The sequence below is a fragment of the Salinicola socius genome (assembly GCF_001937195.1).
Taxonomy (GTDB): Bacteria; Pseudomonadota; Gammaproteobacteria; order Pseudomonadales; family Halomonadaceae; genus Salinicola; species Salinicola socius.
The window spans coordinates 1-26,909 of sequence record NZ_MSDO01000004.1 but is presented as its reverse complement, the minus strand read 5'-3'; the positions used below and the strand labels follow the sequence as shown (position 1 = coordinate 26,909).

Annotated in this window: 37 protein-coding genes and 1 tRNA gene; 24 read left to right on the top strand and 14 right to left on the bottom strand. The window is 61.0% G+C overall.

Going from position 1 to position 26,909, the window contains the following annotated elements; all coding sequences use genetic code 11:
• Positions 1–243: 243 nt before the first annotated feature.
• Genes BTW07_RS19565 through BTW07_RS04300 form a run of 5 tightly spaced genes read right to left on the bottom strand, consistent with a single transcriptional unit; the run spans position 244 to position 3,223 of the window.
• A complete protein-coding gene (locus BTW07_RS19565; protein ID WP_144076818.1) occupies positions 244–600 on the bottom strand; it encodes a hypothetical protein in 357 nt (118 codons plus the stop codon).
• Positions 597–1,379 carry a Rha family transcriptional regulator gene (locus tag BTW07_RS04315; protein WP_075568943.1) on the bottom strand — a complete coding sequence of 261 codons (783 nt, stop codon included), beginning with the start codon at positions 1,377–1,379 and terminating at the stop codon, positions 597–599. Before BTW07_RS04315 ends, BTW07_RS19565 begins: the two co-directional genes overlap by 4 nt.
• A gap of 2 nt (positions 1,380–1,381) precedes the next feature.
• Complete coding sequence (locus BTW07_RS04310; RefSeq protein WP_075568942.1) at positions 1,382–2,044, bottom strand: replication protein P; 663 nt, start codon at positions 2,042–2,044, stop codon at positions 1,382–1,384.
• The gene (locus BTW07_RS04305) at positions 2,025–2,891 is read right to left on the bottom strand and encodes a helix-turn-helix domain-containing protein (RefSeq protein WP_075568941.1); all 867 of its coding nucleotides are present in this window, start codon (positions 2,889–2,891) and stop codon (positions 2,025–2,027) included. Before BTW07_RS04305 ends, BTW07_RS04310 begins: the two co-directional genes overlap by 20 nt.
• A complete protein-coding gene (locus BTW07_RS04300; protein ID WP_075568940.1) occupies positions 2,888–3,223 on the bottom strand; it encodes a hypothetical protein in 336 nt (111 codons plus the stop codon). Before BTW07_RS04300 ends, BTW07_RS04305 begins: the two co-directional genes overlap by 4 nt.
• A gap of 119 nt (positions 3,224–3,342) precedes the next feature.
• On the opposite strand from BTW07_RS04300, the gene BTW07_RS04295 reads away from it, so the two are divergent.
• Positions 3,343–3,573: a hypothetical protein gene (locus tag BTW07_RS04295; RefSeq protein WP_075568939.1), complete on the top strand. Its 231-nt coding sequence runs from the start codon at positions 3,343–3,345 to the stop codon at positions 3,571–3,573.
• Here BTW07_RS04295 and BTW07_RS04290 read toward each other — a convergent pair.
• Entirely contained in the window at positions 3,570–3,863 is a 294-nt protein-coding gene (locus BTW07_RS04290; RefSeq protein ID WP_075568938.1) for a hypothetical protein, read from the bottom strand. The two genes, BTW07_RS04295 and BTW07_RS04290, sit on opposite strands and share 4 nt — an antisense overlap.
• Before the next feature lie 118 nt (positions 3,864–3,981).
• Between BTW07_RS04290 and BTW07_RS04285 the strand changes: the two genes are divergently transcribed.
• Positions 3,982–4,212 (top strand): hypothetical protein, encoded by a 231-nt coding sequence (locus BTW07_RS04285; RefSeq protein WP_144076815.1) that lies wholly within the window; start codon positions 3,982–3,984, stop codon positions 4,210–4,212.
• 58 nt (positions 4,213–4,270) lie between these two features.
• Here BTW07_RS04285 and BTW07_RS04280 read toward each other — a convergent pair whose 3' ends face one another.
• The gene (locus BTW07_RS04280; protein WP_075568936.1) at positions 4,271–4,516 is read right to left on the bottom strand and encodes a transcriptional regulator; all 246 of its coding nucleotides are present in this window, start codon (positions 4,514–4,516) and stop codon (positions 4,271–4,273) included.
• Between the two features lie 104 nt (positions 4,517–4,620).
• On the opposite strand from BTW07_RS04280, the gene BTW07_RS04275 reads away from it, so the two are divergent.
• The 5 genes from BTW07_RS04275 to BTW07_RS04255 all read left to right on the top strand — a co-directional run bounded on the left by BTW07_RS04275 (position 4,621) and on the right by BTW07_RS04255 (position 7,461).
• Complete coding sequence (locus BTW07_RS04275) at positions 4,621–5,391, top strand: XRE family transcriptional regulator (protein ID WP_158025854.1); 771 nt, start codon at positions 4,621–4,623, stop codon at positions 5,389–5,391.
• Between the two features lie 445 nt (positions 5,392–5,836).
• Positions 5,837–6,337, top strand: coding sequence for a hypothetical protein (locus BTW07_RS19560; RefSeq protein ID WP_144076813.1), 501 nt, complete (start codon positions 5,837–5,839; stop codon positions 6,335–6,337).
• 136 nt (positions 6,338–6,473) lie between these two features.
• Positions 6,474–6,887 carry a helix-turn-helix domain-containing protein gene (locus BTW07_RS04265; protein ID WP_075568934.1) on the top strand — a complete coding sequence of 138 codons (414 nt, stop codon included), beginning with the start codon at positions 6,474–6,476 and terminating at the stop codon, positions 6,885–6,887.
• Entirely contained in the window at positions 6,884–7,189 is a 306-nt protein-coding gene (locus BTW07_RS04260) for a hypothetical protein (protein WP_075568933.1), read from the top strand. Before BTW07_RS04265 ends, BTW07_RS04260 begins: the two co-directional genes overlap by 4 nt.
• On the top strand, positions 7,177–7,461 hold the full coding sequence (locus tag BTW07_RS04255) for a hypothetical protein (protein ID WP_075568932.1): 285 nt from the start codon (positions 7,177–7,179) through the stop codon (positions 7,459–7,461). The genes BTW07_RS04260 and BTW07_RS04255 overlap by 13 nt, the downstream gene beginning before the upstream one ends.
• A 295-nt stretch (positions 7,462–7,756) precedes the next feature.
• Here the strand turns inward: BTW07_RS04255 and BTW07_RS04250 are convergent, their stop codons facing one another.
• Together BTW07_RS04250 and BTW07_RS04240 are read right to left on the bottom strand one after the other, a co-directional pair.
• Positions 7,757–8,251 carry a hypothetical protein gene (locus BTW07_RS04250; RefSeq protein WP_144076812.1) on the bottom strand — a complete coding sequence of 165 codons (495 nt, stop codon included), beginning with the start codon at positions 8,249–8,251 and terminating at the stop codon, positions 7,757–7,759.
• 751 nt (positions 8,252–9,002) lie between these two features.
• On the bottom strand, positions 9,003–9,173 hold the full coding sequence (locus BTW07_RS04240) for a hypothetical protein (RefSeq protein WP_158025853.1): 171 nt from the start codon (positions 9,171–9,173) through the stop codon (positions 9,003–9,005).
• Between the two features lie 440 nt (positions 9,174–9,613).
• On the opposite strand from BTW07_RS04240, the gene BTW07_RS04235 reads away from it, so the two are divergent.
• Genes BTW07_RS04235 through BTW07_RS04225 form a run of 3 tightly spaced genes read left to right on the top strand, consistent with a single transcriptional unit; the run spans position 9,614 to position 11,610 of the window.
• A complete protein-coding gene (locus BTW07_RS04235) occupies positions 9,614–9,913 on the top strand; it encodes a hypothetical protein (RefSeq protein ID WP_075568928.1) in 300 nt (99 codons plus the stop codon).
• Positions 9,914–9,931: 18 nt separating this feature from the next.
• On the top strand, positions 9,932–10,681 hold the full coding sequence (locus tag BTW07_RS04230; protein WP_075568927.1) for a DUF2786 domain-containing protein: 750 nt from the start codon (positions 9,932–9,934) through the stop codon (positions 10,679–10,681).
• 2 nt (positions 10,682–10,683) lie between these two features.
• Complete coding sequence (locus BTW07_RS04225; RefSeq protein ID WP_075568926.1) at positions 10,684–11,610, top strand: recombination-associated protein RdgC; 927 nt, start codon at positions 10,684–10,686, stop codon at positions 11,608–11,610.
• On the opposite strand, the gene BTW07_RS04220 is transcribed toward BTW07_RS04225, so the two are convergent.
• A complete protein-coding gene (locus BTW07_RS04220; protein WP_075568925.1) occupies positions 11,591–11,974 on the bottom strand; it encodes a hypothetical protein in 384 nt (127 codons plus the stop codon). The genes BTW07_RS04225 and BTW07_RS04220 overlap by 20 nt on opposite strands.
• 102 nt (positions 11,975–12,076) lie before the next feature.
• Here BTW07_RS04220 and BTW07_RS04215 point away from each other — a divergent pair, with 102 nt between their 5' ends.
• The 6 genes from BTW07_RS04215 to BTW07_RS04190 are packed head-to-tail and all read left to right on the top strand — an operon-like array spanning position 12,077 to position 15,233.
• Positions 12,077–12,319: a thioredoxin domain-containing protein gene (locus BTW07_RS04215; protein ID WP_075568924.1), complete on the top strand. Its 243-nt coding sequence runs from the start codon at positions 12,077–12,079 to the stop codon at positions 12,317–12,319.
• Entirely contained in the window at positions 12,316–12,612 is a 297-nt protein-coding gene (locus BTW07_RS04210; protein ID WP_075568923.1) for a hypothetical protein, read from the top strand. Before BTW07_RS04215 ends, BTW07_RS04210 begins: the two co-directional genes overlap by 4 nt.
• Positions 12,609–12,989 (top strand): hypothetical protein, encoded by a 381-nt coding sequence (locus BTW07_RS19785; RefSeq protein WP_075568922.1) that lies wholly within the window; start codon positions 12,609–12,611, stop codon positions 12,987–12,989. The genes BTW07_RS04210 and BTW07_RS19785 overlap by 4 nt, the downstream gene beginning before the upstream one ends.
• Entirely contained in the window at positions 12,986–14,641 is a 1,656-nt protein-coding gene (locus BTW07_RS04200; protein WP_075568921.1) for an SNF2-related protein, read from the top strand. Before BTW07_RS19785 ends, BTW07_RS04200 begins: the two co-directional genes overlap by 4 nt.
• 9 nt (positions 14,642–14,650) lie before the next feature.
• Positions 14,651–15,001, top strand: a complete 351-nt coding sequence (locus BTW07_RS04195; RefSeq protein ID WP_075568920.1) for a hypothetical protein — start codon at positions 14,651–14,653, stop codon at positions 14,999–15,001.
• 1 nt (position 15,002) lies between these two features.
• The gene (locus BTW07_RS04190) at positions 15,003–15,233 is read left to right on the top strand and encodes a helix-turn-helix transcriptional regulator (RefSeq protein ID WP_075568919.1); all 231 of its coding nucleotides are present in this window, start codon (positions 15,003–15,005) and stop codon (positions 15,231–15,233) included.
• Positions 15,234–15,237: 4 nt separating this feature from the next.
• Here the strand turns inward: BTW07_RS04190 and BTW07_RS04185 are convergent, their stop codons facing one another.
• The 3 genes from BTW07_RS04185 to BTW07_RS04175 all read right to left on the bottom strand — a co-directional run bounded on the left by BTW07_RS04185 (position 15,238) and on the right by BTW07_RS04175 (position 18,268).
• Positions 15,238–16,482 (bottom strand): tyrosine-type recombinase/integrase, encoded by a 1,245-nt coding sequence (locus BTW07_RS04185; RefSeq protein ID WP_075568918.1) that lies wholly within the window; start codon positions 16,480–16,482, stop codon positions 15,238–15,240.
• Positions 16,483–16,645: 163 nt separating this feature from the next.
• Positions 16,646–16,719, bottom strand: a tRNA-Gly gene (locus BTW07_RS04180).
• Between the two features lie 865 nt (positions 16,720–17,584).
• The gene (locus tag BTW07_RS04175) at positions 17,585–18,268 is read right to left on the bottom strand and encodes a GntR family transcriptional regulator (protein WP_075568917.1); all 684 of its coding nucleotides are present in this window, start codon (positions 18,266–18,268) and stop codon (positions 17,585–17,587) included.
• Positions 18,269–18,493: 225 nt separating this feature from the next.
• On the opposite strand from BTW07_RS04175, the gene BTW07_RS04170 reads away from it, so the two are divergent.
• The 8 genes from BTW07_RS04170 (at position 18,494) to BTW07_RS04135 (ending at position 25,961) form a co-directional block, all read left to right on the top strand.
• On the top strand, positions 18,494–19,537 hold the full coding sequence (locus BTW07_RS04170) for a 4-hydroxythreonine-4-phosphate dehydrogenase PdxA (RefSeq protein WP_075568916.1): 1,044 nt from the start codon (positions 18,494–18,496) through the stop codon (positions 19,535–19,537).
• 118 nt (positions 19,538–19,655) lie between these two features.
• On the top strand, positions 19,656–20,669 hold the full coding sequence (locus BTW07_RS04165; RefSeq protein WP_075568915.1) for a Bug family tripartite tricarboxylate transporter substrate binding protein: 1,014 nt from the start codon (positions 19,656–19,658) through the stop codon (positions 20,667–20,669).
• 96 nt (positions 20,670–20,765) lie between these two features.
• A complete protein-coding gene (locus BTW07_RS04160) occupies positions 20,766–21,257 on the top strand; it encodes a tripartite tricarboxylate transporter TctB family protein (protein WP_075568914.1) in 492 nt (163 codons plus the stop codon).
• A 25-nt stretch (positions 21,258–21,282) separates the two neighbouring features.
• Entirely contained in the window at positions 21,283–22,836 is a 1,554-nt protein-coding gene (locus BTW07_RS04155) for a tripartite tricarboxylate transporter permease (RefSeq protein WP_075568913.1), read from the top strand.
• Between the two features lie 34 nt (positions 22,837–22,870).
• Complete coding sequence (locus tag BTW07_RS04150; protein WP_075568912.1) at positions 22,871–24,352, top strand: NAD(P)H-dependent oxidoreductase; 1,482 nt, start codon at positions 22,871–22,873, stop codon at positions 24,350–24,352.
• On the top strand, positions 24,349–25,326 hold the full coding sequence (locus tag BTW07_RS04145; RefSeq protein ID WP_075568911.1) for a sugar phosphate isomerase/epimerase family protein: 978 nt from the start codon (positions 24,349–24,351) through the stop codon (positions 25,324–25,326). The genes BTW07_RS04150 and BTW07_RS04145 overlap by 4 nt, the downstream gene beginning before the upstream one ends.
• A gap of 61 nt (positions 25,327–25,387) precedes the next feature.
• Positions 25,388–25,714: a hypothetical protein gene (locus BTW07_RS04140; protein WP_075568910.1), complete on the top strand. Its 327-nt coding sequence runs from the start codon at positions 25,388–25,390 to the stop codon at positions 25,712–25,714.
• Between the two features lie 22 nt (positions 25,715–25,736).
• Positions 25,737–25,961 (top strand): DUF4236 domain-containing protein, encoded by a 225-nt coding sequence (locus BTW07_RS04135; RefSeq protein ID WP_075568909.1) that lies wholly within the window; start codon positions 25,737–25,739, stop codon positions 25,959–25,961.
• A gap of 110 nt (positions 25,962–26,071) precedes the next feature.
• On the opposite strand, the gene BTW07_RS04130 is transcribed toward BTW07_RS04135, so the two are convergent.
• Positions 26,072–26,797, bottom strand: coding sequence for an aspartate/glutamate racemase family protein (locus tag BTW07_RS04130; RefSeq protein ID WP_075568908.1), 726 nt, complete (start codon positions 26,795–26,797; stop codon positions 26,072–26,074).
• Between the last annotated feature and the right edge of the window lie 112 nt (positions 26,798–26,909).

Genomic DNA, 26,909 nt, shown 5'->3' with positions numbered 1-26,909 from the left:
AAACCGAGGGCATCGCGTGATTGGCCGCACAGCCCGCAATGGCGGCGAGCAGGCCGGCGACGGCGCGGGCGATTGGGTAGTGTCGATCGCGTCATGCGAAGTACCTCCGGCCTCGGTAGTGCCGGCGGTTGCGGCTCAACTGGCAATCGACGCAGGAATGCAAAACCTCGCCCTGGCGCTTCATCTTCCCGGCGGTCTTGAACTCCCGGCACGTCGGGCACTGGATCTTGTGGCGAAGTGGGTTCATGCCGGCACCTCGCTTGGATGTTTTACGACCTTTGGCGTCCAGCCGGTCAGCTCGGTGACGTTCTCCCAGCTGGTTTCCAATTCCGGATCGTCGATACGAAGAAGACAGCCCGACGTTCTGGCATAAACGGTGCTGCCATCAGCATCAATAAGATGAACAGCCCGCTTCCAAATAGTCCTACGTGATCGGTGATGTTCCTTGACGCCCAAGATCACCATCACGCCAGCAATAGAGTTTGGTGATCTCGAATTAGGGCCAGGCACCACGCGGTCACCCACCCGCAGCGGCTTGCCGTTGCAATCCCGACCCAGCACACCCGTCAGACGATCTCCAATTCGCTTCAGAAGGCTCACGCCGCTTCCTCCCCGAGCACCTGCCCGACGCTCTCCGGCCATTTCAGCTGCTGCACCGCCACGCCGTCGCCATGCTTCTTGCCGGTATCCATCATCCGGCCACCAGCAGCGCGCCCGCGCTCGGTCATCACCCAGTAGCCCTTGCCCTTGGCGTCACGCCCCTGGCGCTGGTAGCCCAGGTCACGCAGCGCACGATTGACCGCCACCGCACTCATATCGAACGGCAGGCCCAGCTCGGTGGGCGTCAGGTAGCGCTCGTTGATCGGGCTGAGGAGATGCGTTGCCCCCAGCTCGCCCAGCAGGTTGACGCCGGTTCGCTTCTGGACGGCCTGATTGACCGACAGCAGCCGCATGTTGTCGTCGAGGCCGAGCGCTCGGGCAGCTCCGTCGAGTACGCTGGCAATAGCGGATGCTCGGGACAGCACCGTCGTGTCATCCACCGCCACCGGCGCCGGCTTGGCGTGAATCTGGTCGCGCATCTCGTAGAACGTGCGCACCAACCGTTTCTTGAACGCCCGGACGATGTCGCTATTGCGCATGAACGTCAGCAGCAGCGTCGATTGGGGTTCGTTGAGGCTGGCCACCTCTCGGCGCTGGGTGCCACCGCTGGTCGTGAAGGGTTGGATTTCAAATCGGACCCTTCCGAAGTCCTCGAGATCGGCCTGGTGTTCGCGCACCAGGCGGATCACCGAGGCGTGGTCACGATCGACACCCTCAGCAATCGCGGCGGTGGTGGTCAGCAGCTCGCCGGCATCACCGGCAATCACGATATCCGTCATCCTCACGCCCTCCCCGTGGCGGCTTTCAACATCGCCAGCCCCTGACTGGCATTCATGCGATGCGGCAGGCCGGCGGCCTCCGCTTGCTGCTGCGCGGCTTCACAGCTGGCACGCTCCGCCAGCTCGGCCCGGTTCCGGGTCGCGTCTGATTCGATCAGCCCTTGGGCCTGCAGCGGCTGGCCAGACATCACCCGATTGACCAACGCGCCGTATTCCCGCTCGAACCGCTTTTCCAGCCGAGCGCGGACTGACTGCGCCGTCGTGCCGTGGATCTCCCGCCAGCCCACCGTCTGCCCTGCCATCTGCACGGCTTCATGGCTCCAGCGCCACTCGTCTGGGGCGTGACAGTGGGCGCAGGCCTCACGCCATGCCGCGTCGACCGTAGGCAGCCCGATGTCTTCCGGCCGGGGCTCGCACATGGCGGCGAATGCTGCAGGCTGCGGTGGCCAAGCCGTGTCACCGGAACGTGCGGCGTCTCGGATCTCGCCGCGCAAACGATGGAAACCGCGCTCGAGGTTGCCGATCGCCAGGTGTGCCAGCTCGGCGCCCCATACCCCGTGCTCGTCGAACTCGCCCCACTGCTTTTCGAACTTGGCGCCGTACAGGTTGCGCATGCCATCGAACAGCGCGTCGACAACCTCGGGGCTAGCGGTGCCGTTGCCCATCGAATGAACCTTCTCGTTCTCGGCGTTCCGCTTCGGCGGCTGCCCGTGCTTCGGCAGCTGTGCGACGGCGTTGGGGAGTACGTGGGCGGCCGTTTGCATTTGCGGCACCTCCGGTCGGTTTCGGGTGGGATTGACTCAGGTCGCGGCGGAGCCAGTCGACGAGCTTCTGGGTCCAGGACATCGAGCCATGGCGACGATTCGGAAAATCGGCATGGTGAGCAGTGAAGTTGGCGAGCTGGGCAGCCGGCGGCTGGGTGTCGGATCGCAGCCCGGCACGCAGACAAGCCGCGGCGAACTGCTCGGGATCAGGTTGCCAGTCGAGCGTCATCGGGAACTGGCGAGCACCACCGGTCAGCGGTTGGCCGTCGTCTGCCAGTTGCGAATAATCGAATAGCTCGTCCGGCCCAGCGGCGTGTGTGTTGGGGTTGGTGGTAGATTCAATGGAAGATTCAAGGGGTGACAGCCGTGACACCCCGGGGGTGACACCGCTGACACCCCGGGGTGTCAGATTGTCACCCTCCCCCGAATTGGTGGAGATAGTGGGGGTGTCAGATTGACACCCTACCCCGACCGCCAGCCGGTACCGGTTTGATTGCTGCCGACCGGTCTTGTCCTGGCGGCTCTCGACCACCACCAAACCGCGCTCCTCGAGCAGATCGATGGCACGCTGGACGCTCCGCTTGGAACAGCCCATCTCCTCCGCCATCGTGCTCAGACCCGGCCAGCAGACGTGCTGCTCGTTGGCGTAATCCGCCAGCAGCATCAGCGCCAGACGAGACGGCGTCTTGACGTCAGTGGGCAGCGTCTTGAGCGACTGACGCGCCCAGCTCATGGCGAGAAGGCTCATGCCCTCACCTGCCCCATGGATTCCGCGTCATGTCGTTGCAGGTGCTCCGTACCAAGCGCGATGGCGTAGTAGCGACCTCGCTCACTGCGATGCCAGGCTTTGGCCTTCTCGACCCGGGCGGCGGCATCCTGATCGAATGGCTCGGTCAGCTCGAGTAGCGCCAGCATCGCGGCGTGATGGCGAGCGCCTGCGGTGGTGATCTTCATGCGACGGGCGTGGATGTCATTGCCCTCCTCGCCCGATAACCGCGCCTGGATCGATGCTTGCTTGTGGGTCTCGTCGAGCAGTTCGTCCCGCGTCCAGCTCGAGTAATCCGGAATGTGTACTGTCATGGTGTGCTCCCCCGAGACATGGTTGTGGTCGGCTGCCGGCCGATCCGCGAGCGATAGAGGGCCATGCCGCCAGCGGTTACAGTGGGAGTTCTCACACAACCGACTGAGGGACTGACGAAATGGCCACAACTGATGAATTGCTGAAATCTGTGCTTGTGATGCAGGTCGAAATTCTTGGAAGGCTCGAAGCCATCGAGCGAGAGATCGGCGTTGATCAAGCCAAAGCGAACGACAACCGTGGAGAGGCCATCGCCGCTATCGACTACCTGGCCGATTCCGGTTTTGGGCCCGAGACGTGGAAGAGCCTCCAGCTTTCGCTGCGCAAGATCGCTGCCTTCGAGGACCATTAACGTTCCTCCAGAATTTCGGTCAGGTCGTGAGTGCGCGTCGCCTTGATGTGCTTCTCCACGCGTCGCGCCCATGCCTGGCCGAGCATCTCTTCAGTGAGGAAGCGGTGGTGGTTCATCCGCATGTTCATCTCGATCCACCGGCGACTATCCGCCAGCGCCAGCACAAGGTGGGCCTTGGCGCCAGTGAACGTGGCACCCCGCTCCATGCCTGCGAACACTTTGTCGAGTTCCTCCCCACGACCGGCGCGGCTAGCGCGGATAACGAATCGGATGCGTTTGATCAGGCTCATGTCGCGCTCCCTGAGTTGTGGCCGCCGCCCGCTGGTGGTCGACTTGTGTGCAATAGAGGGCCATGCCGTCAGTGGCTACAGTCAGAGTTTCAACACTCCGCACCGAAGGGCTGACGACATGGCCACAACTGACGAAAAGCTGGATGCGATCTTGCTTATGCAGGCCGAGATTCTCGGGCGCCTTGAGGCAATGGGTGTTTACCGAGCAGTGGTGACGGACAAGGATCCGCGAGTGGCCGCTTTGCAGGCGGTTGGCGGTACCGCAATGGATCGACCGTCGGCCCGCGTCCGCGCCGAGATCGACGGCATCGTTGAGAAGGCGGCTCATTGGGGTCGACCTTCTAGCTGAGTGGGCTTGATCGAATTCATGTCGTGCTCCCCTACACCTGTATGAAAAACCACCCCTGTCATGCGGAAGTGGCGGTCTCATCGTCTGCGGTACGCTTCTGGGTAGATCGAGGAGCGAAGACGCTCGGCAACAACTCGGCAGCGGTTACCTGCCCACAGGTGGCCTCCTCGATCAGGACGGCATAACGGGGCGGCAACGGCCGCTTACCGGTGCTGACCTGGGAAAGGAACTGGGGGGACATGCCGACCGCTTTGCATAACGCAGAACGAGAGTCGCCAAAATAAGCAATGGCCTTGCTGATCATCTCGATTACCTAAAGCATGGCTTTATATCTGTAAAGCATAGCTTGCTTTACCTAGCATGCCTACCCCCTCGAAAATTAAAGCAACGCTTAACGAGGGAAACCGAGTGCAGAACGTAGAGGCCTTCAAGGCGAGAATCAGGGAAGCGCTCAAGGCGGCGAAGGCGAAGGGTGTCACTCAGGCATCTATCGCTGAGAAAGCCGGGGTTTCCGCGCAAGCGGTCGGTCAATGGCCGCGCTCTGGGAAGATATCCAACCAGAATCTAGCGATGCTGGCCCAGCTGAGCGGGAAAACCATCGATTGGTTTTATGAGGAGCAGGAGGATTCAGTGCCTGCAGATCTTATATCCGAGACGTCACCAGCTGATTACGGAAAATCCGCCAGCGATAACGAGCTGACCTTCACCGAGAACATGGATCCGTGGGATCGCTCCCAACCCCTCGCCGATGACGAGGTAGAGCTTCCGCTGTATCGCGAGGTCGCGTTGTCTGGCGGTGGTGGGCGAACCCAGGTAGTCGAGAACAACGGGGCGGCCTTGCGCTTCAAGCGCAGCACGCTTAGGAGTGCGGGTGTGTCGAAAGAGGCAGCAGCGTGTGCCTATGTCGAAGGGGAAAGCATGGAGCCTATCTTGCCGGATGGCGCTTCAGTTGGGGTAGACACAGCCGATAAGCAGATCAAGAACGGCAAGATGTACGCGATCGATCATGACGGGTTGCTGAGGGTGAAGTTCCTCTACCGTTTGCCAGGTGGTGGGCTGCGCATTCGCAGCGCCAACCCCGACAAGTTTGAGCATCCTGACGAAGACCTCGACGAAAACTGGCCAGAGAAGGTGAGCATCATCGGCAAGGTGTTCTGGTACAGCGTGCTTTTGCACTAGCCCAACGCAGTTACTGCATTTAGAATCACCTACTGTTACTGAGCGATACAAAACCCAGCCCCAGAGGGAACTATGACTGACGATTTGCACTCTCTTGGTAGTAAGGGGGACATGGATTCAGACAACTCTAAATTGACAGTATCTGATATCGAGTCGTTCCTAGATGAGCTATGGGTCCCGAGAGCTTGTGACCTCTGTCATGGGAAATTGGAGGTGATGAAAGCTTTCATGCCTCCAAGCGATGGCCAAGGCGTTACCGTAGATGAGAGTCGGCCCGCCCTAGCCCAGCTTATGGGTCATGAGTTTCAGCTTAACGAGAATGAAAATGCTGAATTTCGCTCATTTGCCTATACTTTAGGCTGTAATCGGTGTGGGAATGCTCGTAGGATGATGGTGGGCCCAATACATGCCTGGCTCAAAAAGAATCAGCCGGAGCGATATTCGCATGGCTGAGAGCGGCGGGGCCCGAACAACAAAAGTTGATCACACGACAAGCGTCGAGACCTCGATCAACGGCTCACAGTTTCTGATGAAGCATACTCCTGTGCATTCCGATGGTGACGGATGCACCTATACTATCAGTCAAGCAATACCCTTCCCGCTTGATAACAGTCCTGAATGGAACCGAGACTCTAGCTGGCAGTCTGAAGGAAGAGATTCAGGAGCAAACAAGGTTAACGGTGGTAAAGGAGGGTCTTCGATGGATGACTTGCACGCGCGCGTGACTCAGCTAGAGCGCGACGTTGGCGATATTCGCGTCAAAGCTACAAGCATCGAGGGCAAGATCGATCGTATTTCAGACAAGCTGGACAATGTTGTCACGAAGAACCAGCTTTATGGCTCCGTTATCCTTGCTCTTGTCGCTACCCTCACGTCCATCCTTGGTGGAGGATGGTGGCTTGCCAGGGAGTTTCTCTCTCCTATCATCGCCCAGTTGGGCAGTTGAGACACTTCGTCGAAAATGAACCCGCCCACCGAGGCGGGTTTTTCTTGGCATAAAGAAAAATATAAAGCTGCGCTTGACTCATAAAGAAAGCGTTGCTTTACTTTATCCACGACAACAGAACATCGTGGGTAACGAGATGAACCAGGTCACGCAGGACCACCAAACAATCGAGGCATTCGGCTACCGCTGCCGAGTCGGCCGCCAGGCTGAAGGCTTCCCCACCATCAAGCAGGCGCACGTCATCGCCGGCATAGCTGCCGGGATGACCCAGAAGGAGATCGCCAAGCTGCGCGGCGTGTCACCCGCCACCGTGAAGAGCACCGCCGAGACCCTCTACTTCTGGCTGCATGCCCAGCGCGCCACCGATGCCGTCGCCAAAGCGATGCGACGCGGCTGGATCGCCCCGCTGCTGCTGGCCCTCACCGTCAGCGCCATTTCACCCGACGTCCACATGCAGCGCCTCCGCTCCAGCGGCAGCCGCCAGACGATCAGCATCACCAAGCTGTCGCGCCGCCAGGAGTCGTACGACATCGCGGGGATCGCGGCATGAATCTGGACGCCACCACCTTCTGCTACCCGGCCCATCAGGTCGGTGCCGCCTACGACGAGCACATCTGTGCCGATGGCGTGCCGGACGTCGATACCCAGTACCACGCCCGACCGCGTGAGAACGACATGCCGAGCAGCGGTTACCGACCGGCCTTCTACGTGCCGAGCAAGAACCGCCTGGTCGTGATTATGGACCGCTGCTTTGGCCGCGAGGGAAACGCCTGCGCCTGGATGGCGGACCAGATCCGGATGATCGCCATTACCCGCAAGCGCCAGAAGGAGAACACCCCATGCGCCAACTGATCACCAGCCCTCTGGCAGGCGTTGCCAGCGCGATCGCCACCCTGGCCGTTCTTACGGTTGCCTCCGTTGGCCTGCCTGGCCCGAGCGACTACGAGGTGCAGCTGATGCAGCAAGCGCAGTACTGCGAAAGCGTGGCGACATGGAACGCCGAAGCCGCCCGCGGCGTGGCACCAGCCCGCCGATACGGCCACCCGGACTACGACGGTATCGCGGACACCGCCTGCGCCCCGGTGCTCTCACCGGTCGACGGCAGCGCCTACGCCAGCAACTGAACGACGCAGCCGCCAGCGGATGGCGGCCTGTATCCGAAAGCGTCTGCGGACGCGGGCGCTTCGGGATGCAGTAGCTCTTTAACAACTCGGACCCCACGCAGTGCCAGCGGTGCGTAATCCGCTGGCCATCGATAAGCCGTCTCCGTGCTCGAGCGAGCTGCACCGCACGCGAGAGGAGGGCCCGGAAATCGGCTGGGCCGGTAGATCCGGCCACGGCCAATACCAGAACGGAGCGGCCGGGAAGCAAGCGGACGTAGCGCCCCGGTGGAGACGGCTTATCGATGCGGGACAGAGATCAGGCTTGCCGATCGGTCTTTAACGCTTTTGGACTGGAGCAAGGGTTGGCGCCAATGAACACAGCTAGAAATTTCTCGAGGAGATTCAGATCGGCGCAATGGTCAGCCTGCCCACGCATGTGGCACGCCTTATTGAAGGCGAGGCTTTCGATCGCACTCAGTGGCCTTACATCGCGCTCTTGAGTCCGGATAAAAGCATCAGCGAGCTCCTCATCCTCCATGTGTTGCATGCGGTTCATGAGAGATGAATATCGATGCTTCTGAGAACCAGCTTGGCCAGCTACTTCGCCAAAGCGGTAGACGAGCTGGAGAGCCGGCACGATGACGATAACGACGCCCATCCAATACTGACTGCTGAGACCGCTAAAAACGGCGGATCCCATGAGAATCATGAGGAGAGTGAAGAGCCGATCCAGGCGCGAGTAATAAGTCTCGGTGAGCTTCTCCACGTTGTAGGACACGTAGATGTTGAACTCAGTCCTGTTTCGGCTCATGTGACTACTTCTCTTCTTTAGGAGGTGGAGGTGGCTCACGCCTACTCGTCTCGTGGTTGCGTTGCCAATCTGGCGGCGGTGAAGTAGGCCGCGGTGTGTCCCGCCCGTCTCTGTTATCTGGCATATGTATCCCATTGCTGTTGTGGTGAAACCCCAAGTTACCACAGCAAATGAGCAAACGAATCCCGCTGTTGTGGTGATAGTGGGCTCGCGTCACCTGCGTAGTGGTGAGCAGCCGGGGCTGACCGGCACCTACATACCCTGCGTACCTTTGGCCCGGCCCGGTGCCGGGCTCTTTTTCACCAACGGGATGTCAAAATGGGTATGGCTGCAACTACCAGCATTGTATTAGGACATTTGGCAATTCTGGCTTAAATTGCAAGGGCTCAGGTAAGTAACCACCAACCGGAGCTCTTTGGTTTCAAACCATAGCAAACTCGAGGCAACACGCCTCAAGGACCCCCCGAGTGAAGATCTGCTCACGCGATCAAAGGCTGCTCATAAAGAAGAAAGGCGGGGCTGCAAGAGAAGGAGGCATGGCTGTCAGAGCAGCCAAGCAGGATATGCCGCTCGCCACCTTGAAAACCCGGGTCAAAAAGCTTGTCGACAAGGGTATGGATCGTGAACGGGCGGTGGAAGTCGCGCTTCTCCGTCCTATCGGCCCTCAAGGTCGGCCCCGTCGCACATAGTTTCTCAGTATCTCATCACCCTGCGCCCGCAGGGTGATGTCTCATTCCGCTCTCTTGAGCGATCAAGATAGGCGCGAGTCCTTCTTCTCTTTCTCCTCACGATTGATTGCCGGCGTGGTGGTTACTACCTGGCGCGCTTCCTTCGGAGAGGAATTGAGCCTGTTGTCGACGTAGTTCAAGCCAATGAGCTGAACGACCAGGAAAATAACGCAGAAGATCACGCCTTTAATCATTTGATTCTTATCCAGTAATAGGTTGACGACCGGCGAACTTATCACAAGGGCGCCTCGGGCAACCATTGCCAATTCGTATCCACCAGCACAACAGCGAGCGCCTGACCGACCGGGTGCTGGCTTTTGTGCTGCCCGCTATCCGGAGGCAGCCATGCAGGTCTATCTACCCGTTCGACGGCATTGCCGCTGCCGTATCTGCGGCGCCCGCCAGACGAAGCCCAGGCATCCAGACGAGTACGTGATCGGCCCGCTCTGCACCCGGTGCGGCCGCCGGAACACGCTACGGATCGACAAATGGGCTGACTCGAAGCCCTGGCGGCGCGATACCTGCCGCTGCGACGGCTATCACTTCCCGCATCGGCGCGGCTCGCTCTGGTGCTACCACAACCCAGCTTACCCGGTAGACGAAGACCGGCGGCTGTTTGCCTGAGGAGGCCGCAATGACCAACGACAAGCTCGACACATCGTTCCTTTCCGATGAGAGCGAGGCCGTCTACGGAGATGAAGCCCTCGCCCGGCTGATCCTCAAGGCTCAGGAGCACCACCAGCACGCCGTCGACCAGCTGCAGCTGGTAGTGAGCCAGACAGACAAGGGCATCCGATTGGGCGACGCCGATGACGCCATCGTCTTCGAGAAAGGCAGCGACAAATGCAAAGGCTTTCGTGCCGGCGTGCAGATAGCGCTCCAGATCATCGGAACCTTCCCTATCAAGATCACCGGTCCCGGCGAGGACGCATAACCATCTGAGGAGGTCCGTATGGACGCGAAGACGAAAGAGCGTCTCCGTCGCCTGAAGGCAATGGCGGACGACGCCACCAGCGAGAACGAGGCGATGATCGCCGCTCGCCGACTTCACGCCCTGCTTGCCAAGCACGGTATGGAAGAATCCGACCTCGACGACGGTGATGGAATCTCCACGAGCGAGAAGGGAACGCTGCTGGTTCGCGGGGAATGGTGCCAAGAGGTCATGTTCGCCATCGCTCGGCTCTACTTCTGCAAGGGCCTTACCCACGGCCAGCCGGTCTTTCGGCGTCCGAATGAGGGAGCAGGCAAGCGCTTCTCCCTGATCGGACGAGAGCTACACCGGGAGACAGCGATGCGCGTTGTTCAGTCTGTCGTCCGGTCGGTCTACGCAGAGGCCAAGCGCAGCAGCCGAGAGCTTCGTCCGAGACATGTTCACCCGATGTCGTGGATCACCAGCTTTTGCGAAGGCGCGTCGTACCGCATCCGCGTGCGCGTCAACGAGCTTATCGAGGCGGGCCGCAAGGGCGCTTTGGAAGACGAGGACGGCGACAAGCTGCCGGTGCTGGCCCCCATGTACGACGCCGCGCAGGCGGATATCGATGCCTTCCTCGCCGACTGGAAGATCAACGGTTGGAAACCCAAGGGAGAGATCCGATCAGCCGAGGCTTTCGGCAATGGTAAGGCCTTCGGTGACGGCGTCGCGCTGGGCCATGAGATCGCGCAGCACGCTCCCAACACCCTGACGCACGCCAAGGAGGCCTAGCCATGTGGTTCAAACATGCCCATTTCTACCGAGTCCACGACGCCGAGGCGATCCCACTCGACGTTCTCGAAGCCGCTCTGGCTGAATTCGCCTTCCGCCCCGTGTCGCCGCGTGAGGCTCGCCGCGTTGGCTGGACGACACCGGCAGGCAAGCGCAGCGAAGTCCGCGTCCACGAGATCCAGGGCCACCGCCTGATCGCCATGTTGCGTCAGGAGCGCCTGCTCCCCGCCGCCGTTGTCAATGAGGAAGTCAGCGAGCGCGCCGAGGCCCGCGAGCTTGCCGAAGGCCAGCTGCTTTCCCGCCGAGAACGTCAGCTGCTCAAGGAGCAGGTGCTCGAGGAGCTGCTTCCCCAAGCCTTCACCCGGTCACAGCGTGTCGAACTCTGGTGGGACACCACCCACAACCTGATCGGCATCAACGCCTCCAGCCGCAAGCGTGCCGAGGAGGTGCTCGACCTGCTCCGCCAGACGCTGGGCTCGCTGAAGGTCACACCGCTGGCCACGAAGACGCCGCCGGGGCGCGGCATGACGGCCTGGCTATCCGATCCCGGCCAACGCCCCGCCAGCCTGCTGCTGGGCGACCGGGTCGAGCTGCGCGCCGCGGAGGATGACGGCGTCATCGGCGCCCGCTCGGTCGATTTGGACAGCGAGGAGATGCAGAGCCTGCTGGAAGGTGGCCGCCAGGCCAGCAAGCTGAGCATTGGCAGCGAAGGCCAGCTTCGCGCCGTGCTGCATGACGACCTCGCGCTCAAGTCCCTGCAGTTCGACGACGCCCTACTCGATGAAGCCAGCCAGACCGATAACGGCGATGACCCGGTGGTCAGCCTCGAAACCGACTTCGCACTGATGACCGGCGCCCTCGGCACCTTCGTCGATCAACTGATCGAGTGGCTGGGTGGCGAGGCCGATCCTAGAACTGGGCTTTCGTGAATTCGTCGACGCTCGCTGAGCCATCGCCCCAGTCTTGAGTGATGGTGAGCCTGTCTCCCGAGACCTCGTAGGTAATTACTTCGTCAAGCTTGTGGGTTCTCCAGCGGCCTGTATCGGTCGCCCAGATAATCCGATTGCCATCGAGCCTGCACCGCATAGCCCAATGACTGTTGTCGCTTGGGCGGTTGTACGACAGATGAGTGATGCCACCGGACTGTCGATCCACATGGATGATCGATACATCTCGACCCATCGTGGCTGAAACCATCGCTCTGCATAGATCGGCCTGAGTGAACTCGGCGCTGAAGGAGACTGCCGGAAACGCTAGCAGACCCACCATTAGAGCCATCTTTTTGAATCCCATTCCCTGCTCCTTGTTATCGCCATGAACGCGGCGATTTCAGACTACGGGGAGCCTTCGCTTAAAGCTACTCATCGGTCCACGCGAATTCTTGTAGGAGGTCGCATGAACATCACCGTCTACACCGGCGAGGCCTGCCACGCCTGCGACGCCACCGAGCGCGCCCTTCTGAAAGCCGGACACAACTCCATCGCCACCCCCGCCGCCGATGAACACCGCGAGCGTTTTCGCGCCGCTGGCCACCGCACGCTGCCGGTGTTTGTCGTCACTAACGACGCCGGCGAGACACTCGACGAGTGGTCGGGATTCCGCCCGGACAAGATCAACGCTCTGGAGGTGCCGTCATGAGTGCCTCAACCATCATCGACCACCCGCTCACCGGCGAGCCGACCACATTCCCCGATCTGGCGAGGTTCTCCGGCATCGCCAAAGACACGCTCAAGTATCGCTACCACCAGCTCAACCAGCGCGGCGCCGAGCTGATCGAGCCGCCCACCGGCAATCACAACAAACGCACGAAGACCGCCTCCCGCGCCGACCGCGTCCGCAAGTTTCAGCGAGACCTGAATGCCTGGCTGGCCTCCCCGGCTGGCCGCCTCTCCACCCATCTGTTCCGTGACTTCCGCCGAGGTGCTGCATGACCCCGGTGCCAGCCAATATCGCCGCTTCCCTACTCTGCTCGTTCCTCGCGGGCCAGCGCATCGACGCCATCGTCGAGAAGCGAGCTCAGGCCGATCTAGAGTCGGCCCTCACCGCCACCGGCTGGAGGTTCTCGCGAGAGCACCGCCTTTCCGATCGGGACATTCCCGACTTCCTGGTGAAGGTCGAGGGTGTGTCGGTGGTGGTCGAGCTCAAGATCAGGGCGCAGCGCAAGCGGATCTTCCGGCAGCTCGAGCGCTACGCCCTCCACGAATCAGTCGACGCGGTGGTGCTGCTGACCGGAACCGCGATGCAGCTACCGCCAGAGATCAACGGCAAGCCCGCACGGGTCGCCTCACTCGGAGCCGGATGGTTATGACGAAGATCTACGGAACCCTTCGCCGTACCGGCGACGGGTGGCAAATGTCCGACGTGCCACCGCACGTCGCCATACGCCTCAAGCAGCTTTTCCCACGGGTGCCAAAGCACCAGACCGGTACCTTCAACTTCCCCGCCGACACGCAGCAATGCGCCGACCTGTCTTGGTTCCTGCAGCGCTACCCAATGGCGATGAGCCTGGATGATCAGGTTTCTCTGGATGGTGGCCGCGCTCAGTACGAGCAAAGCCAGGCCGAGATGGAAACGATTCTGCGGCCGGACTATCGACCCAGCGAGCGCCAAGGTTTGCGACCGGGGCAGATCGTCCGCCCGTATCAGGGGCAGGCGGTCGATCTCTGTCTGGCGCGCCGGGCTCTACTGCTGGGCGACGATGTCGGTCTCGGCAAGACCTACACCACGGCGGCGATGCTGCTCGAGCCCGGTGCGCTGCCGGCGGCCGTGGTCATGCAGACCCACCTACAGGACCAATGGCGAGAGAAGATCGAGGCCTTCACCACGCTGCGGGTGCACAAGATCAAGGGCACAAGGCCCTACGATCTGCCGCCAGCGGACGTCTACCTCTACCGCTACAGCCAGTTGCTGGGGTGGATCGACACCTTCGGTGACGGATTCTTCAAGGCGGTGGCGTTCGATGAGATTCAGGAGCTGCGCCGCGGTACCGAAAGCGGCAAAGGTGAAGCGGCCAAGGCGCTGGCCAGCGCCGCGATCTATCGCCTGGGACTCTCCGCCACCCCGATCTACAACTACGGCGCCGAGATCTGGAACGTGATGCAGTTCCTCGACGACATGGTGCTCGGCACCTGGGGCGACTTCTCGCGGGAGTGGCTCAAGGATGACCGCCAGGTGAAGGATCCCGAGGCCCTCGGCTCCTATCTGCGAGAACAGAACATCATGCTCCGCCGCACGAAGCGGGACGTCGGCCAGCAGATGCCGGCGATCAACACGATTGTCGAGCACATCGACAGCGATGACGACGCGCTGGCATCGATCGACGACCTTGCCCGCCAGCTCGCGCTGAAGACGACTACCGGCACGTTCATGGAGCGTGGCCGCGCCGGGCGGGAACTAGACCTGCTGGTGCGACACGCCACCGGCGTAGCCAAGGCCAAGAACGTCGCCCGCTACGCGCGAATCCTGCTCGATGCTGACATGCCAGTCATGCTGATGGGCTGGCACCGGGACGTCTACGACATCTGGCTCGATGAACTCGGCGAGTACGCGCCGGCGATGTACACCGGCAGCGAGAGCGACAAGCAGAAACGGGAGTCGGTGCGCCGGCTGGTCGAAGGAGAGACCAACCTCTTCATCATGTCGCTGCGCAGCGGCGCCGGGCTGGACGGCCTACAGCATCGCTGCTCGACGGTGATCTTCGGCGAGCTGGATTGGTCGCCCAAGGTGCACGAACAGATCATCGGTCGCCTGGATCGAGAAGGCCAAGAGGAACAGGTAACCGCGATCTACCTGAACACCGACGAGGGTTCAGACCCGCCGATGGTCGAGGTACTGGGCGTCAAAGCCAGCCAGTCCACCGGTATCGTCGACCCGGGACGCCAGTTCGCCGCCAGGCACTCCGACAAGACACGCATCCAGGCGCTGGCCGAGCGGTTCCTCGCCAGCCGGAAAGCCGCGTAGGGAGATCGGATGGCGAAGAGCAAACCACTGCACTGGCAAGAGCCGACCACCGAGAACTGCCCGCAGTGCAACGGATCCGGCGAGTTTCGCGGCATGTTCTCGTCCGGGCCGTGCGCTGTATGTGATGGCACCGGTCTGGTCGGCGAGAACGGAGAGCCGCTGCCGGTTGAGGATCTGCTGCCAATGCTACGCCGCCAGCGCGACCGGATCGCTGGCCAGATCGAGGCAGCACGACAGCATTACCGCCAGCTACTGCATACCCCAGGGGTCCGAGAAGCGCTCGCCGCCGAGCACGAACGACAGCAAGAGCGGCAGCGTGAAAAAGACATGGCTTTCAGGAAGAAATTGAGAGGAGTTTGATATGCAGGCAAACATCACAGAACCGGCCCCGCTGCGCTTCCTACGAGCGCGCGACGTATGCAACAAGATCGCGGTTTCACGCTCTCGACTCTACGAGTTGATGAACGACGATCATGCAGGTTTTCCGAAGCCTCTCAAGGACGGCGACAGTCGTCAGGCCCCCAATTACTGGATCGAGCACGAAATCGAGGACTGGATGCGCCAGCGGATGGCGAGGGCCAGAAGGGGTTGATACGTCAGCCTCCAACCTGCCGCTTGACCCTGTCACGAAAGGCCAGCCGATCCTCCTCCGTGATGCCCTGCTCCAGGGCATCCAGGTAGTCGCAGTACCACTGCATCATCTGCTGCCGGTGGCGCAAGTATTCGGCCTGGTTATAGATCCCCTCCAGCCCCTTCTTCGTATGGGCTAACATGGCCTCGGTCCAGTCAGTCGGCCAACCGTGCTCGGATAGCAGCGTCTTCGCCGTGTGTCTTGAGCCGTGGCCGGTCATCCTTCCCTTGTAACCTATCCGCGAAAAGCAGGTGTTGATAGCCATGTCCGAGATGACCGGCGTCTTCTCGCCTTCACCAGGGAACAGGTAGCGCGATCGGCCGGTCAGCGGCCGCAGTGCCTCGATACTTTCAAGCACCTGGCGTGTCAGCGGTACGACGTGATCGCGGCGCATCTTCATCTTCTCGGCCGGCACCCGCCACACATCACCATCCAACTCTGACCACTCAACCCAACGAACCATGCCGGGGCGCGAGGCGGTGCGCACGACCATCCAAGCGGCAGTTTTCACGATCATTTTGCTGGGTGACTCGCTCAGACCCCGAAGGAACTCCGGCAACTCTGGCTCAAGTAGGTGTGGATAACGCTCTTCCTTGGGGGCCTGAGCAGCTACGTCGGCCAAGTTTGAGGCGGGGTTGTTCTCGGTATGCCCAAGGGCGATACCGCGGCCGAAAATTTGGTTCAACCAGGTGCGTGATTTCTCTGCCGTGTTGAACGCGCCCCGCTTCTCAATAGACTCCTGCAGCGCGGCACAATCTCGGCGCGTCACCCGATGAATCGCGATATCGCCAAAGGCGGGCAGCGAGTCATTGTCCAACCAATACCGCATGCCTTTGATCGTTTTCTCCGCCCGACCGCGATCGACCTTATCCTGGTACCAAGCTTCGGCAGCTTCGCGGAACGGGTGCTCGTGTCCGCCCTTCCGGTGCTCTACCGGATCGATGCCATCGGCCAGCAGTTCGGCGGCATGCTGGGCCTGTGCCCGGGCTCGCTTGGCGGAGGTGTCAGGATAACCGCCCAGGCCCATCCACGCCCACCGACCGGTGGATGGCTTCTTATAGCGTGCTTCCCAACGCTTGCGCCCCGATGGCGCCACGACGAAATAGAGCCGGTCGACACCGTAGCTCTCGCGGTATTCTCGGGACTCTGGTTCAAGCTTGGCGAGTACGGTATCCGCGAGTGGACGCCGTTTGATCTGATTGCGCTTCATCTAACCTTTCTTGTATGGCTGAAATCTAGCCATACATTAGGCCATACAGGGCAGTTGTGACTAACGCTAATCATGAATGGACGTATTTAAACAGGAAAACGTAGACGTGGCGTGGACTTGAGGTGATTCAGGAGATGTATTTGAACGTATCTGGGAGGGTAATTGGAGCGGGTGAAGGGAATCGAACCCTCGTCTTAAGCTTGGGAAGCTTCTGCTCTACCATTGAGCTACACCCGCAATGGTTTTGATCGTAAATCCAAAGACTTAGACATGCAAGCGCCATGATCGCCCCCGCATTGGAAATACTTGTGCCATCGCCGGATAAGAGAAAGCCCGGCCGGTCGTCACTGACCGGCCGGGCTTTCAATCAGCACGTGCCTACCCTGCTGAAAGGTGCGGCATTGCTCACCGCTTCCATGGCCCGTATTCCGTCACGGGTACTCCTTTCTGTCGCCATCCTTGACGTACAAGCAATGTGACCGGGCTTTCCATATTAGGATTTTTCGTGTCTGGACTTTCCAGTGTCCGGAATTTCGATAATTGCCGGTTCGATAACGGGGGTTCCGATCTCCGACACCTCTTGTCGAGGGATCATGTTCCCGCCAACCGCCATCGCTGCTATTCATGCCCCGCCTTGAATGTCGATCGGCAGAGGTGATGATTTTAATGTCATGGGGGTTGGGAAACTGACATTAAAGCGTCCGCGTTCTGACCATTCTGCGACAGCAGAATAAATAGATCTACTAACGTGGATTAACTAGGAACCTCTATTTGGTGTGTTTTTGTAACCTCCATGATAACGCTAGCGCCACTTCTTTTCATACATGACCCGGCGACATCCTTATATTGATTATCCGCACTGACTGAATAGCGAAATGACTTTCCCATCAACAATTCATCTAGCCAATCATATTAATAGACACCGTGAGCGTCGATTTTGACGCAAAAAAATCCCCGACCGAAGTCGGGGAACCAAGGATCTACAACGAAAGGAAATCATAACTCTCCATATTAAACGGCAATAGAGTAGATACTCTGATTTTTGTGTAAGAGATTGCCTACAACGCAAGGGCTAGTCATATAGACAATTAACCATTTAGACTCAGGAGACGACGTCCCTGACTCGCTCCCAGGCGTGAGCAAGATGTTCACTCAGTGCGCTCACCAGCGCATGCGCTTCCCGCCGCTCGAGCGCGTCGATCATCGATTCATGTTCGGCGACTGCCGCCGCCCATTTCTCCTGCCCTTCATGCCCGATGAATCGCACGCGCTTGAGTTTCGACTGCAGCGATGCATGCACCTGGATCAGTGATTCGTTGTGGCTTAGCGCGACGATGGCGGAGTGAATGCGCTGATTGGTCTTGTAGTAATCGAGTCGATTTCCCTGCCGATAGTAGTCGAGCATCTGATCGTGCAGCTCTCGAACCCCGGCGATCTCCTCGTCACTCGCTTCGGCGCATGCCAGACGCCCCGCCAGCTCTTCGAGGGTACGAATCAGCACCAGCATGTCCCGAATGTCCTTGGCCGAAAACTGGCGGACCGACGCACCGCGCTGCGGCGTCAGGTCAACGAGTCCTTCACTCGCCAGATAGCGGAGCGCTTCCCGCAACGGCGTACGCGATACGCCCAGGCGTTCGCAGAGCGGACCCTCGTAGATGCGTTTACCCGGTTCGAGGTCGCCTTCGATGATCATGTCCCGAAGGTGGCTGGTAATCGCATCATGAAGCGAATGCCGGGTGATCGCGGAACGAGGCGATGACGTGGCGGACGTGGCTGTCTTCTTCATGAATGTGGGACCGGTGATGGAAAGTGGCGCATCGAATGTATCGATTCAGCTTTGGCACGATCAATGATACGCGCTTCGGAATCAGTCTGAAGCCATCATACTGCGCCTGGAACGACCGCTGCTCAATACCAACGTATAATGTATACATTTTGGATTTGAGCGCAATCTCCTTCTCAAAGCGGGCACTTCACCACGAAGTGCCAACCCAAACGACGAGGAGATACCATGGCTCATTCCCCATCGCGTCACGACGCATCCGAGCTGCCGATCATCGCCCTGGCGATGGGCGACCCCGCGGGCATCAGCGCCGAGCTGGCAGCCAAACTGGCCGCCGATGATGCCGTCAACCGTGCCGCCCGGCTGGTCGTCATCGGCGACCGCCGTATTTTCGACGAAGGCGCCCGCGTCGCCGGTGTCTCACCATCACTTCAATCCATCGACGAGAACCGCTCGCTCACGGATCTCGAATCGACCCCGGTTTTTCTCGACCTTGCCCATCTGGCACTGGAAGACGTCGATCAAGGCAAGGCGACACCGGCCGGCGGCGAGTTCGCCTCGGCCAACTTCCGCAAAGCGCTGGCACTGGCCCATGGCGGCCAGGCGGATGCGGTCTGCTTCACCCCGTTCAACAAGAAAGCCATGCGCTACGCCAACCCGGGCTACGACGATGAAATCCGCTTCGTGGCCGACGCCATCGGCTTCGAGGGCAAGGCGCGGGAGTTCAACATCCTGGACTCGGTGTGGAATGCCCGTGTGACCTCCCATATTCCGCTGAAAGACGTTGCCGCGGCGCTGACGCCGGAATCGATCGTCGACGAGCTGACATTGACGCATCGTTGCCTGCAGCAGGCCGGACACGATCATCCGCGCATCGCCGTTGCCGGTCTCAACCCTCACGCCGGCGACGGCGGCAGTTTCGGCATGGAAGAGATCGATATCATCGAACCCGCGATCCAGCGCGCGCGCGAACAGGGCATGGATGTCGAAGGCCCCTTCCCGGCCGATACCGTTTTTCTTCGCGCCGTGAAAGAAGGCTTTCACGCGGTGCTGACCATGTATCACGACCAGGGTCAGATCGCGATGAAGATGATGGGATTCGATAGCGGCGTGACGATGCTCGGCGGCCTGCCTTTCCCCGTCTGCACTCCCGCTCATGGGACGGCCTACGACATCGCCGGCCGCGGCATTGCCGATCTCGGCGCCTCGCGCCAAGCGTTGCTGCTGGCGGCACGCATGGCCGGCCGAGCCCGCCAGGCGGCAGCGGACTGAGTTTCAGCCTGTCGGCATCGGCCGGCACGCTGGAGAGCTAGTGACTCATACGAGTCGACCATGGATCACGAGCGATTCGCACAACAGCAATAACGCCATAGATGACAGGAGAAACGCCATGTATACGCTCAAACCGCTTTGCACTCATCAACTCAGGCCGCTGGCCCTGTTCTTCGCCGCACTTACCGTCTCCGGTAGCGCGCTGGCCTGGCAACCGGACCGCCCCGTCGAATTCGTGGTGACATCCGGCGCCGGCGGCGGCACGGACACCTTCGCCCGCACGGTACAGTCGATCATCGGCAAGCATCAGCTGATGGACGAGTCGATCATCGTCTCCAACAAAGGCGGCGGTAGCGGTGCCGAAGGCTATGTCTACTCGGCGTCGTCCAAGGATGACCCCTACAAGCTGACGTTCGGCACCAACAACGAATATCTGCTGCCCGAAGTCGGTGACATGCCCTACGCCGCCGACGACCTCCAGCCGGTCGCGGCCATGGCCATGGACGAGTTCCTGATCTGGGTCAACGGAGACGCCGACTACGCCAGCGCCAAGGAGTTCATCGACGCCGCCAAGCAGAACCCGGGCAAGATGCAGTTCGCCGGTAGCCAGTCCAAGGATACCGATCAGACGCTGGTCAGCATGATCGAGGAAGCCACCGGTACCGAATTCCGCTACGTGCCCTTCAACGGCGGCAGCCAGGCGCTGGTGCAGTTGGCCGGCGGCCATGTCGACGCCAACGTCAACAATCCCAACGAGAACCTGGGCCAGTGGCAGGCCGGCATGATCAAACCGTTGTGCGTGTTCAGCCCGGAACAGCTGCCCAAGGGCGAACCCGTCCATGAGGGCAAGGGCTGGGGGGATATTCCCACCTGTCAGTCGCAGGGGATCGATATCGCCGAATACCGCATGCCGAGAACCGTCTGGTTGCCGGCCGGCGCCTCCGAGGAAGCGGTGACCTACTACCAGGATCTGTTGAAGAAGGTCAGCGAAACCCCGGAGTGGAAGGACTACGTCACTCGCACGGTGCAGACCAGCCAGTTCCTGAGCGGCGATGAACTCAAGCAGTACATCGATGACAACGCCAGCACCGTCAAGAAAGTCTTCGAGCAGGAAGGCTGGAGCGCTTCCTGAACCGACGACGAGCTTCCTGAACCGACGACGTTGTCGAGTGGTTGACCTTGCAGGGCAGCTTCGCGCTGCCCTTCTTTTCCAGAGGGAGGGAACAGCATGACCCACAATGGCATTTCCCGTTACACCATGGAGATCGCCACGGCACTTCTGACCGGCGCCATCGGCATGGCGATCTGCTACGGCGCCTGGCAGGTCGGCACCGGTTGGACGCCGAGCGGGCCGGACTCTGGCTACTTCCCGTTCTGGATCGGGATACTGATCGTCGCCGGGAGCCTCGTCAACCTGCTGCGTACGGTGATCGGCCATCGCCACAAGGATGAAACCTTCCTGGATGCCGCCAGACTCCGATCGCTTGCTCGTTTCACGCTGCCGATCATCGGCTTTGCCATCGTCTCCCTGCTGCTGGGGCTCTATGTCGGCACCACGCTTTACGTGTTGTTCGCGATGCGTCTGCAAGGCCATTACGCCTGGTGGAAATCGCTGGCCAGCGGTATCGCCATCAGCATCTGCTTCTATCTGCTGTTCGAACTCGTTTTCCAGGTGCCGCTTTTGAAAGGCCCGCTGGAACACGCGTTCGGCATCTATTAAGCGCCCGTCTTCCGGAGATCGCACCATGAACAATCTCTCGCTGCTGATGGACGGTTTCGCCACCATCCTCACCTGGAATCACCTCATGATCATGGTGATCGGGGTGATGCTGGGCATGCTGGTCGGCGTGCTGCCGGGACTGGGCGCGCCCAACGGCGTCTCTTTGCTGCTGCCGTTGACCTTCACCATGGATCCGGTCTCGGCCATCATCCTGTTGAGCTGCATGTACTGGGGCGCCCTTTTCGGCGGCTCCACCACCTCGATTCTGTTCAACATTCCCGGCGAGCCCTCGTCTGTCGCCACGACGTTCGATGGCTACCCGATGGCCCGCAATGGCGAAGCGACCCGCGCGCTGACGCTGGCATTCATGTCCGCCGGCCTGGGCGCCCTCGCAGGCGTGGTGATGATCACTCTGCTGGCCAACTGGGTGGCCCAGTTCGGGCTCAAGTTTTCGTCGCCGGAGTACTTCGCCGTCTACTTTCTGGCGTTCTGCAGTTTCATCGGCATGAGTTCCAGCGCACCTTCTAAGACGCTCGTCTCGATGATGCTGGGGCTGGCTTTTGCCACCGTGGGCATGGATAGCGTTTCCGGCGGCCTGCGACTGACCTTCGGGATTCCCGACCTGGTCAAGGGCATCAGCTTCCTGGTCGCGGTCATGGGCCTTTTCGGTATCGCCGAGCTGATGGTGACGACCGAGGAGGGCTTGAGCTTCAATGGGATCAAGAGCCGGATCCGGATCAAGGATATCCTGCGCACCATGGCTGAACTGCCGCGCTACTGGGTCTCGCTGGTGCGCAGCATTCTGATCGGGATCTGGATGGGTATTACCCCCGCCGGGCCGACCGCCGCCTCGTTCATGAGCCATGGCCTTGCCAAGCGCTTTTCCCGACATCCCGAGCGGTTCGGCAAGGGCGAGCCCAACGGTATCGTCTCGCCGGAAGCCGCGGATCATTCTGCCGGCACCTCTGCGCTGCTGCCGATGTTGGCGCTGGGCGTACCCGGCTCCGCCACCGCCGCGGTCATGATGGGTGGACTGATGATCTGGGGCCTCACCCCGGGGCCGATGCTGTTCGTCACCCGCCCTGATTTCGTCTGGGGCCTGATCGCCAGCATGTATCTCGGCAACGTGGTCGCGGTCATTCTGGTGCTCGCGACGGTGCCGCTCTACGCCTCGATCCTGCGGGTGCCCTTCGCCATCATCGGACCGGTCATCGTCGCGGTGATCTTTACCGGGGTCTACCAGGTCGCCAACTCGACCTTCGATTTCTGGCTGCTGCTGTTCTTCGCCCTGCTCGGTTATCTGTTCAAGAAACTCGACTACCCGGTCGCGCCGCTGGTACTGACCATGGTGCTCGGCCACCGCGCCGAGGAAGCCTTCCGGCAGTCGATGGTCATGTCCGACGGCTCGCTGACCGTGTTCTGGTCCAATTCGCTGGTGACCACGATCATGGGGCTCGGCGTACTGATGCTGGTATGGCCGCTGATCTCCAAACTGGTCGGGCTCCGCGGCTGGCGGCAGCGGCTGCACCGCCAGAAGCCGCAGACACACGAGCCCTCCACGCCCGATTCTCGGCACTAAACCCAGGCCCGCGTTCCATTCGAGGACATCGCCCATGCATCTTTCCCACTACCTCGATGGCGGCGACCCCATCCGTTGCTGCGTGATCGGCGCCGGCGGGTTCGGTCGCAGCTTCGTGGTTCACGCCCGCCATCTGACGACCGTCGACACTCGCATCGTGCTCGACCTCGACCCCGATCTGGCGGCCAAGGCGCTGGCCGATGCCGGCATCGAACCCCGTCGGATCCGCCATTGCCGAACGCCGGCAGAGGCCAAGCGCGCCTGGGACGACGGCCACTGGATCGTCGGCGACCGACTGGAAGCCGTTATCGAACTGCCGTTGGACGTCGTGATCGAAGCCACCGGTCACCCCGAGGCCGGCGCTCGCCACGCAGCGCTCGCCATTGAAGCCGGACACCATGTCGCCCTGGTGACCAAGGAAGCCGACAACGTGATCGGCCCCGGCCTGGCGGCCATGGCGCATAAGCAGGGTTGCGTGATCAGCCCGGTGGATGGCGATCAGCCGGCATTGGCAATCGGTCTCATCAGTTGGGCCGAGACGGTGGGGCTGGAAATCCTGGCTGCCGGCAAATCGAGCGAGTACGACTTCGTGTTCGACGCCACCAGGGAGACCATGACCAGCAACGGTCGATCTGTCGCCGTCCCCGGCTTCGGGGAGCGCTGGGAGCTCCCCGCGGGATTGGACAACCAAGGCCATCATCAGTGGCTAGCGGATCGCAGCAGAATTGCCAGGGCGCTACCCCAGCATGCGGTGCCGGATCTGTGCGAGATGGCAATCGTCGCCAACGCCACTGGCCTGCTACCGGACCGCCCGGCGCTGCATTATCCCATCGCGCGTATCAGCGAGATTGCCGAGCTGTTCGTGCCGGCTGCCCAGGGCGGGCTGTTGACGCGAACGCCGGCGCTGGAAGTCTTCCACTGCCTGCGCCGCCCGGACGAATTCAGCCTCGCGGGCGGCGTATTCGTGGTCGTACGCGGTCACGACCGCGCCAGTTGGCAGATGCTGGCCGAGAAAGGTCACCTGGTCAGTCGCCGCGGCGACAGCGCAATGCTGCCGCTGCCCCGCCACCTGCTCGGGCTCGAAGCCGCAACCACCCTGCTGGAAATGGTGCGTCGCGGTGTTCCCAGCGGCGTCAGCCAGCCAAGACCGCACCTCGATCTGATCGCGATGGCCCAATCGGACCTGGCCGAAGGCACGACGCTCACCGCTCATGGCCACCACCACAGCATCGATCAGGTATCATCGGCGCTGGTGCCGGCCAGCGCACTCGGCGACGATGCCCCGCTGCCCTACTATCTCGCCGCCAACCGAGTGCTGATGAGACCGGTCCGCGCGGGCGAGCCCATTCGCGTACGTGATGTCGCGATCGACGAAAGCTCATACCTGTGGAAGCTGCGGCAGGCTCAGGACGCCCTGTTCTTCGCCTCGGCCATGTCCGCCAGCGGCATCCCCTCTAACACCGAGTCCTCTACCCTTAAGCCTTCCACCCCTGACACTAACGAGAATCCGAGATGACTTCCGATCTTTCCGACTGGCCGATTGCGGCTGCCATGCTGCCATTTCCCAATCGTCTGCCGGATGGCACTCCACTGCATGAGGCCAGCGCCGAGCAGTGGCAGCCGCTGTTCCAGGAGATTGCCGAGGCGGGCTTCGATCGCGTCGATCTCTCCGACAACTGTTTTCGCCCCGGCGACATGTCGAATGCCCAGCTCGACGCTCTCGCCAGCGTGATCAAATCGGCGCGGCTCAAGTCCAGCTCCATCTCGGTAGTGCGCGCAAGCGTGATCGACGAACGTCATGGCGACGACCACCTTGCCTACAGCCATCGCTCGCTGGACGCCGCGGCCAGGCTCGGCATCGGCACCGTTTCGATCGGTCTGCACCGCCCCCTGACCGAAGCCCAGCGGCGACAGCTCTGGTTCTGGACGGTCGAAGGCCACCGCGATGATCCCGACGATCGAGCGCAGTGGCACAAGGCAGTGACACGTATCCGCGAACTCGGCCAGCACGCCGCCGAGCTGGGCATCGTGCTGTCGCTGGAGATGTACGAGGACACCTATCTCGGCAGCGCCGACTCGGCCGTCGCCATGGTCGAAGAGATCGCCCTCGATTCGGTCGGCCTGAACCCGGACATCGGCAACCTGATCCGCCTGCACCGGCCGGTGGAACCGTGGCTCGAGGCTTTCCGCAAGGTATTGCCGTGGTCGAACTTCTGGCACGCCAAGAACTACATGCGAGACGAGGACAGCCAGCGTGGCCACTATGTCGCCTTCCCCGCACCGATGGAGAGTGGCCTGATCAATTACCGTCAGGCGATGAAGCTCGCCGTCGAAGCCGGCTTTCGCGGCGTGATCTGTCTCGAGCATTACGGCGGTGACGGCCTCAGCGTCTGCGCCGCCAATCGGCATTATCTGCGCGACAGGGTCCTGCCCGCCTGCCGCCACGTCACGCCGGGTGCCAGCCGGGTCAGGCAGCCGCGCCAGGAATGATCCAACGTCGCTCACCTCGCGAGCAGCTATGCTGACGCCAACCGATTGCCGCGAGGTTTGCATGAATACCAGCCATTTCGAGCACGCCATTATCGCCCTGAGTTTCCAGTGTCTGCTTTGGCCCCTCGTCGGTCGCTGGGTAGGCGGCTCGCTGATCGTCGCGGTATTCCTGGGGCGCGAGATCGCCCAGCACGAGTACGCCGGGGGCGGCCCCAATCACGTCGGATATTTTTACGGGCTGTTCCATCACTGGTCGCTGGACTCCAGCTTCGATGTTCTCTCTCCCGCTGCCGCCTGCGCCGTGCTGGCCCTGATCGTTCCTGGTAGCCCGGTATGGCAAACGCTGAAAGACCGCCGAACGAATGCCGTCAGTCGCAGTCAATCGTAAAGAAACTTCCAGGAGATATCCCATGGGACTTCGCTTTCGCCGCATGCTGCGGCTGGCTCCAGGGCTGCGGATTCGGCTCGACAATCATGGTCCGACGCTCTCGATCGGCCCTCGCGGCGCCCACCTGAACTTCAGCCGACACGGCATTCACAGCCATGCCGGAGTACCCGGTTCAGGGGTCTACCACCGGCAAGCGTTGTGGGAAAGAACATCACGGGCGGGTAAAACCGGCAAGAAGAAGCGCTAACCGGCCGCGCATCAAAAAGCCCCGGCCCGAAGGCCGGGCAAGTACGCAGGGGATTGTCCCCAGCGCCATTATCGATCGGCAGGGTCGGAGCAGGAGACTGAATTATCTGATCAATCCGAGGGAGATTGCAGGATCGTCGCCGCGTCATCCAGAGCGAATTCGAGCCCCATGTCGACATGCAGCGCGGTCGTATCATAGAGCGGCAGATCGCAATCCTGCGGTCGGAGCAGCAAGGCGATCTCGGTACACCCCAGAATCACACCCTTTGCGCCCTGCGCCTGAAGCCTGGTGACGATCTCCTGATAAACCCGTCGCGACGATTCGGTGATCACGCCATGCACCAGTTCTTCGAAGATGATTCGGTGAATGCTATCCCGATCTTCCCGAGACGGCACCAGGCAGGAAATGCCATGCCCGTCGAGTAGCCGGCCTCGATAGAAATCCTGTTCCATCGTGAACCGCGTACCCAGCAGGCCGACCTGATCGATGCCAGCGGCACGCAATCGTGAACCGGTGCCATCGGCAATATGGAGAAACGGAATGCTCAGTGCCGACTCGATCGCACCGGACACCCTGTGCATGGTATTGGTCGCCAGCAACAGACACTCTGCGCCAGCGGCCTCGATCTGACGGGCCGCTGTCGCCAGCGTCTTTCCCGCTTGATCCCAATCACCGCTCTGTTGCAGCGCCTCGATCTCGGCAAAGTCGACGCTGACCATGGCGATCTTCGCCGAGTGATACCCGCCAAGACGGTCACGCACGCCCTCGTTGAGCAACCGATAATAGCTCTGCGTGGATTCCCAGCTCATGCCGCCCAGTATGCCGATGGTCTTCATTGCGATTCCTGCTGACCATTACTCGAATTTTTATAGTACAGGCGTTGGCGTCGTTGCTGGAACCCGTTTGCAACGGCGGATTTTCCTTCCTCCCTTTGAACATCATTCCAGG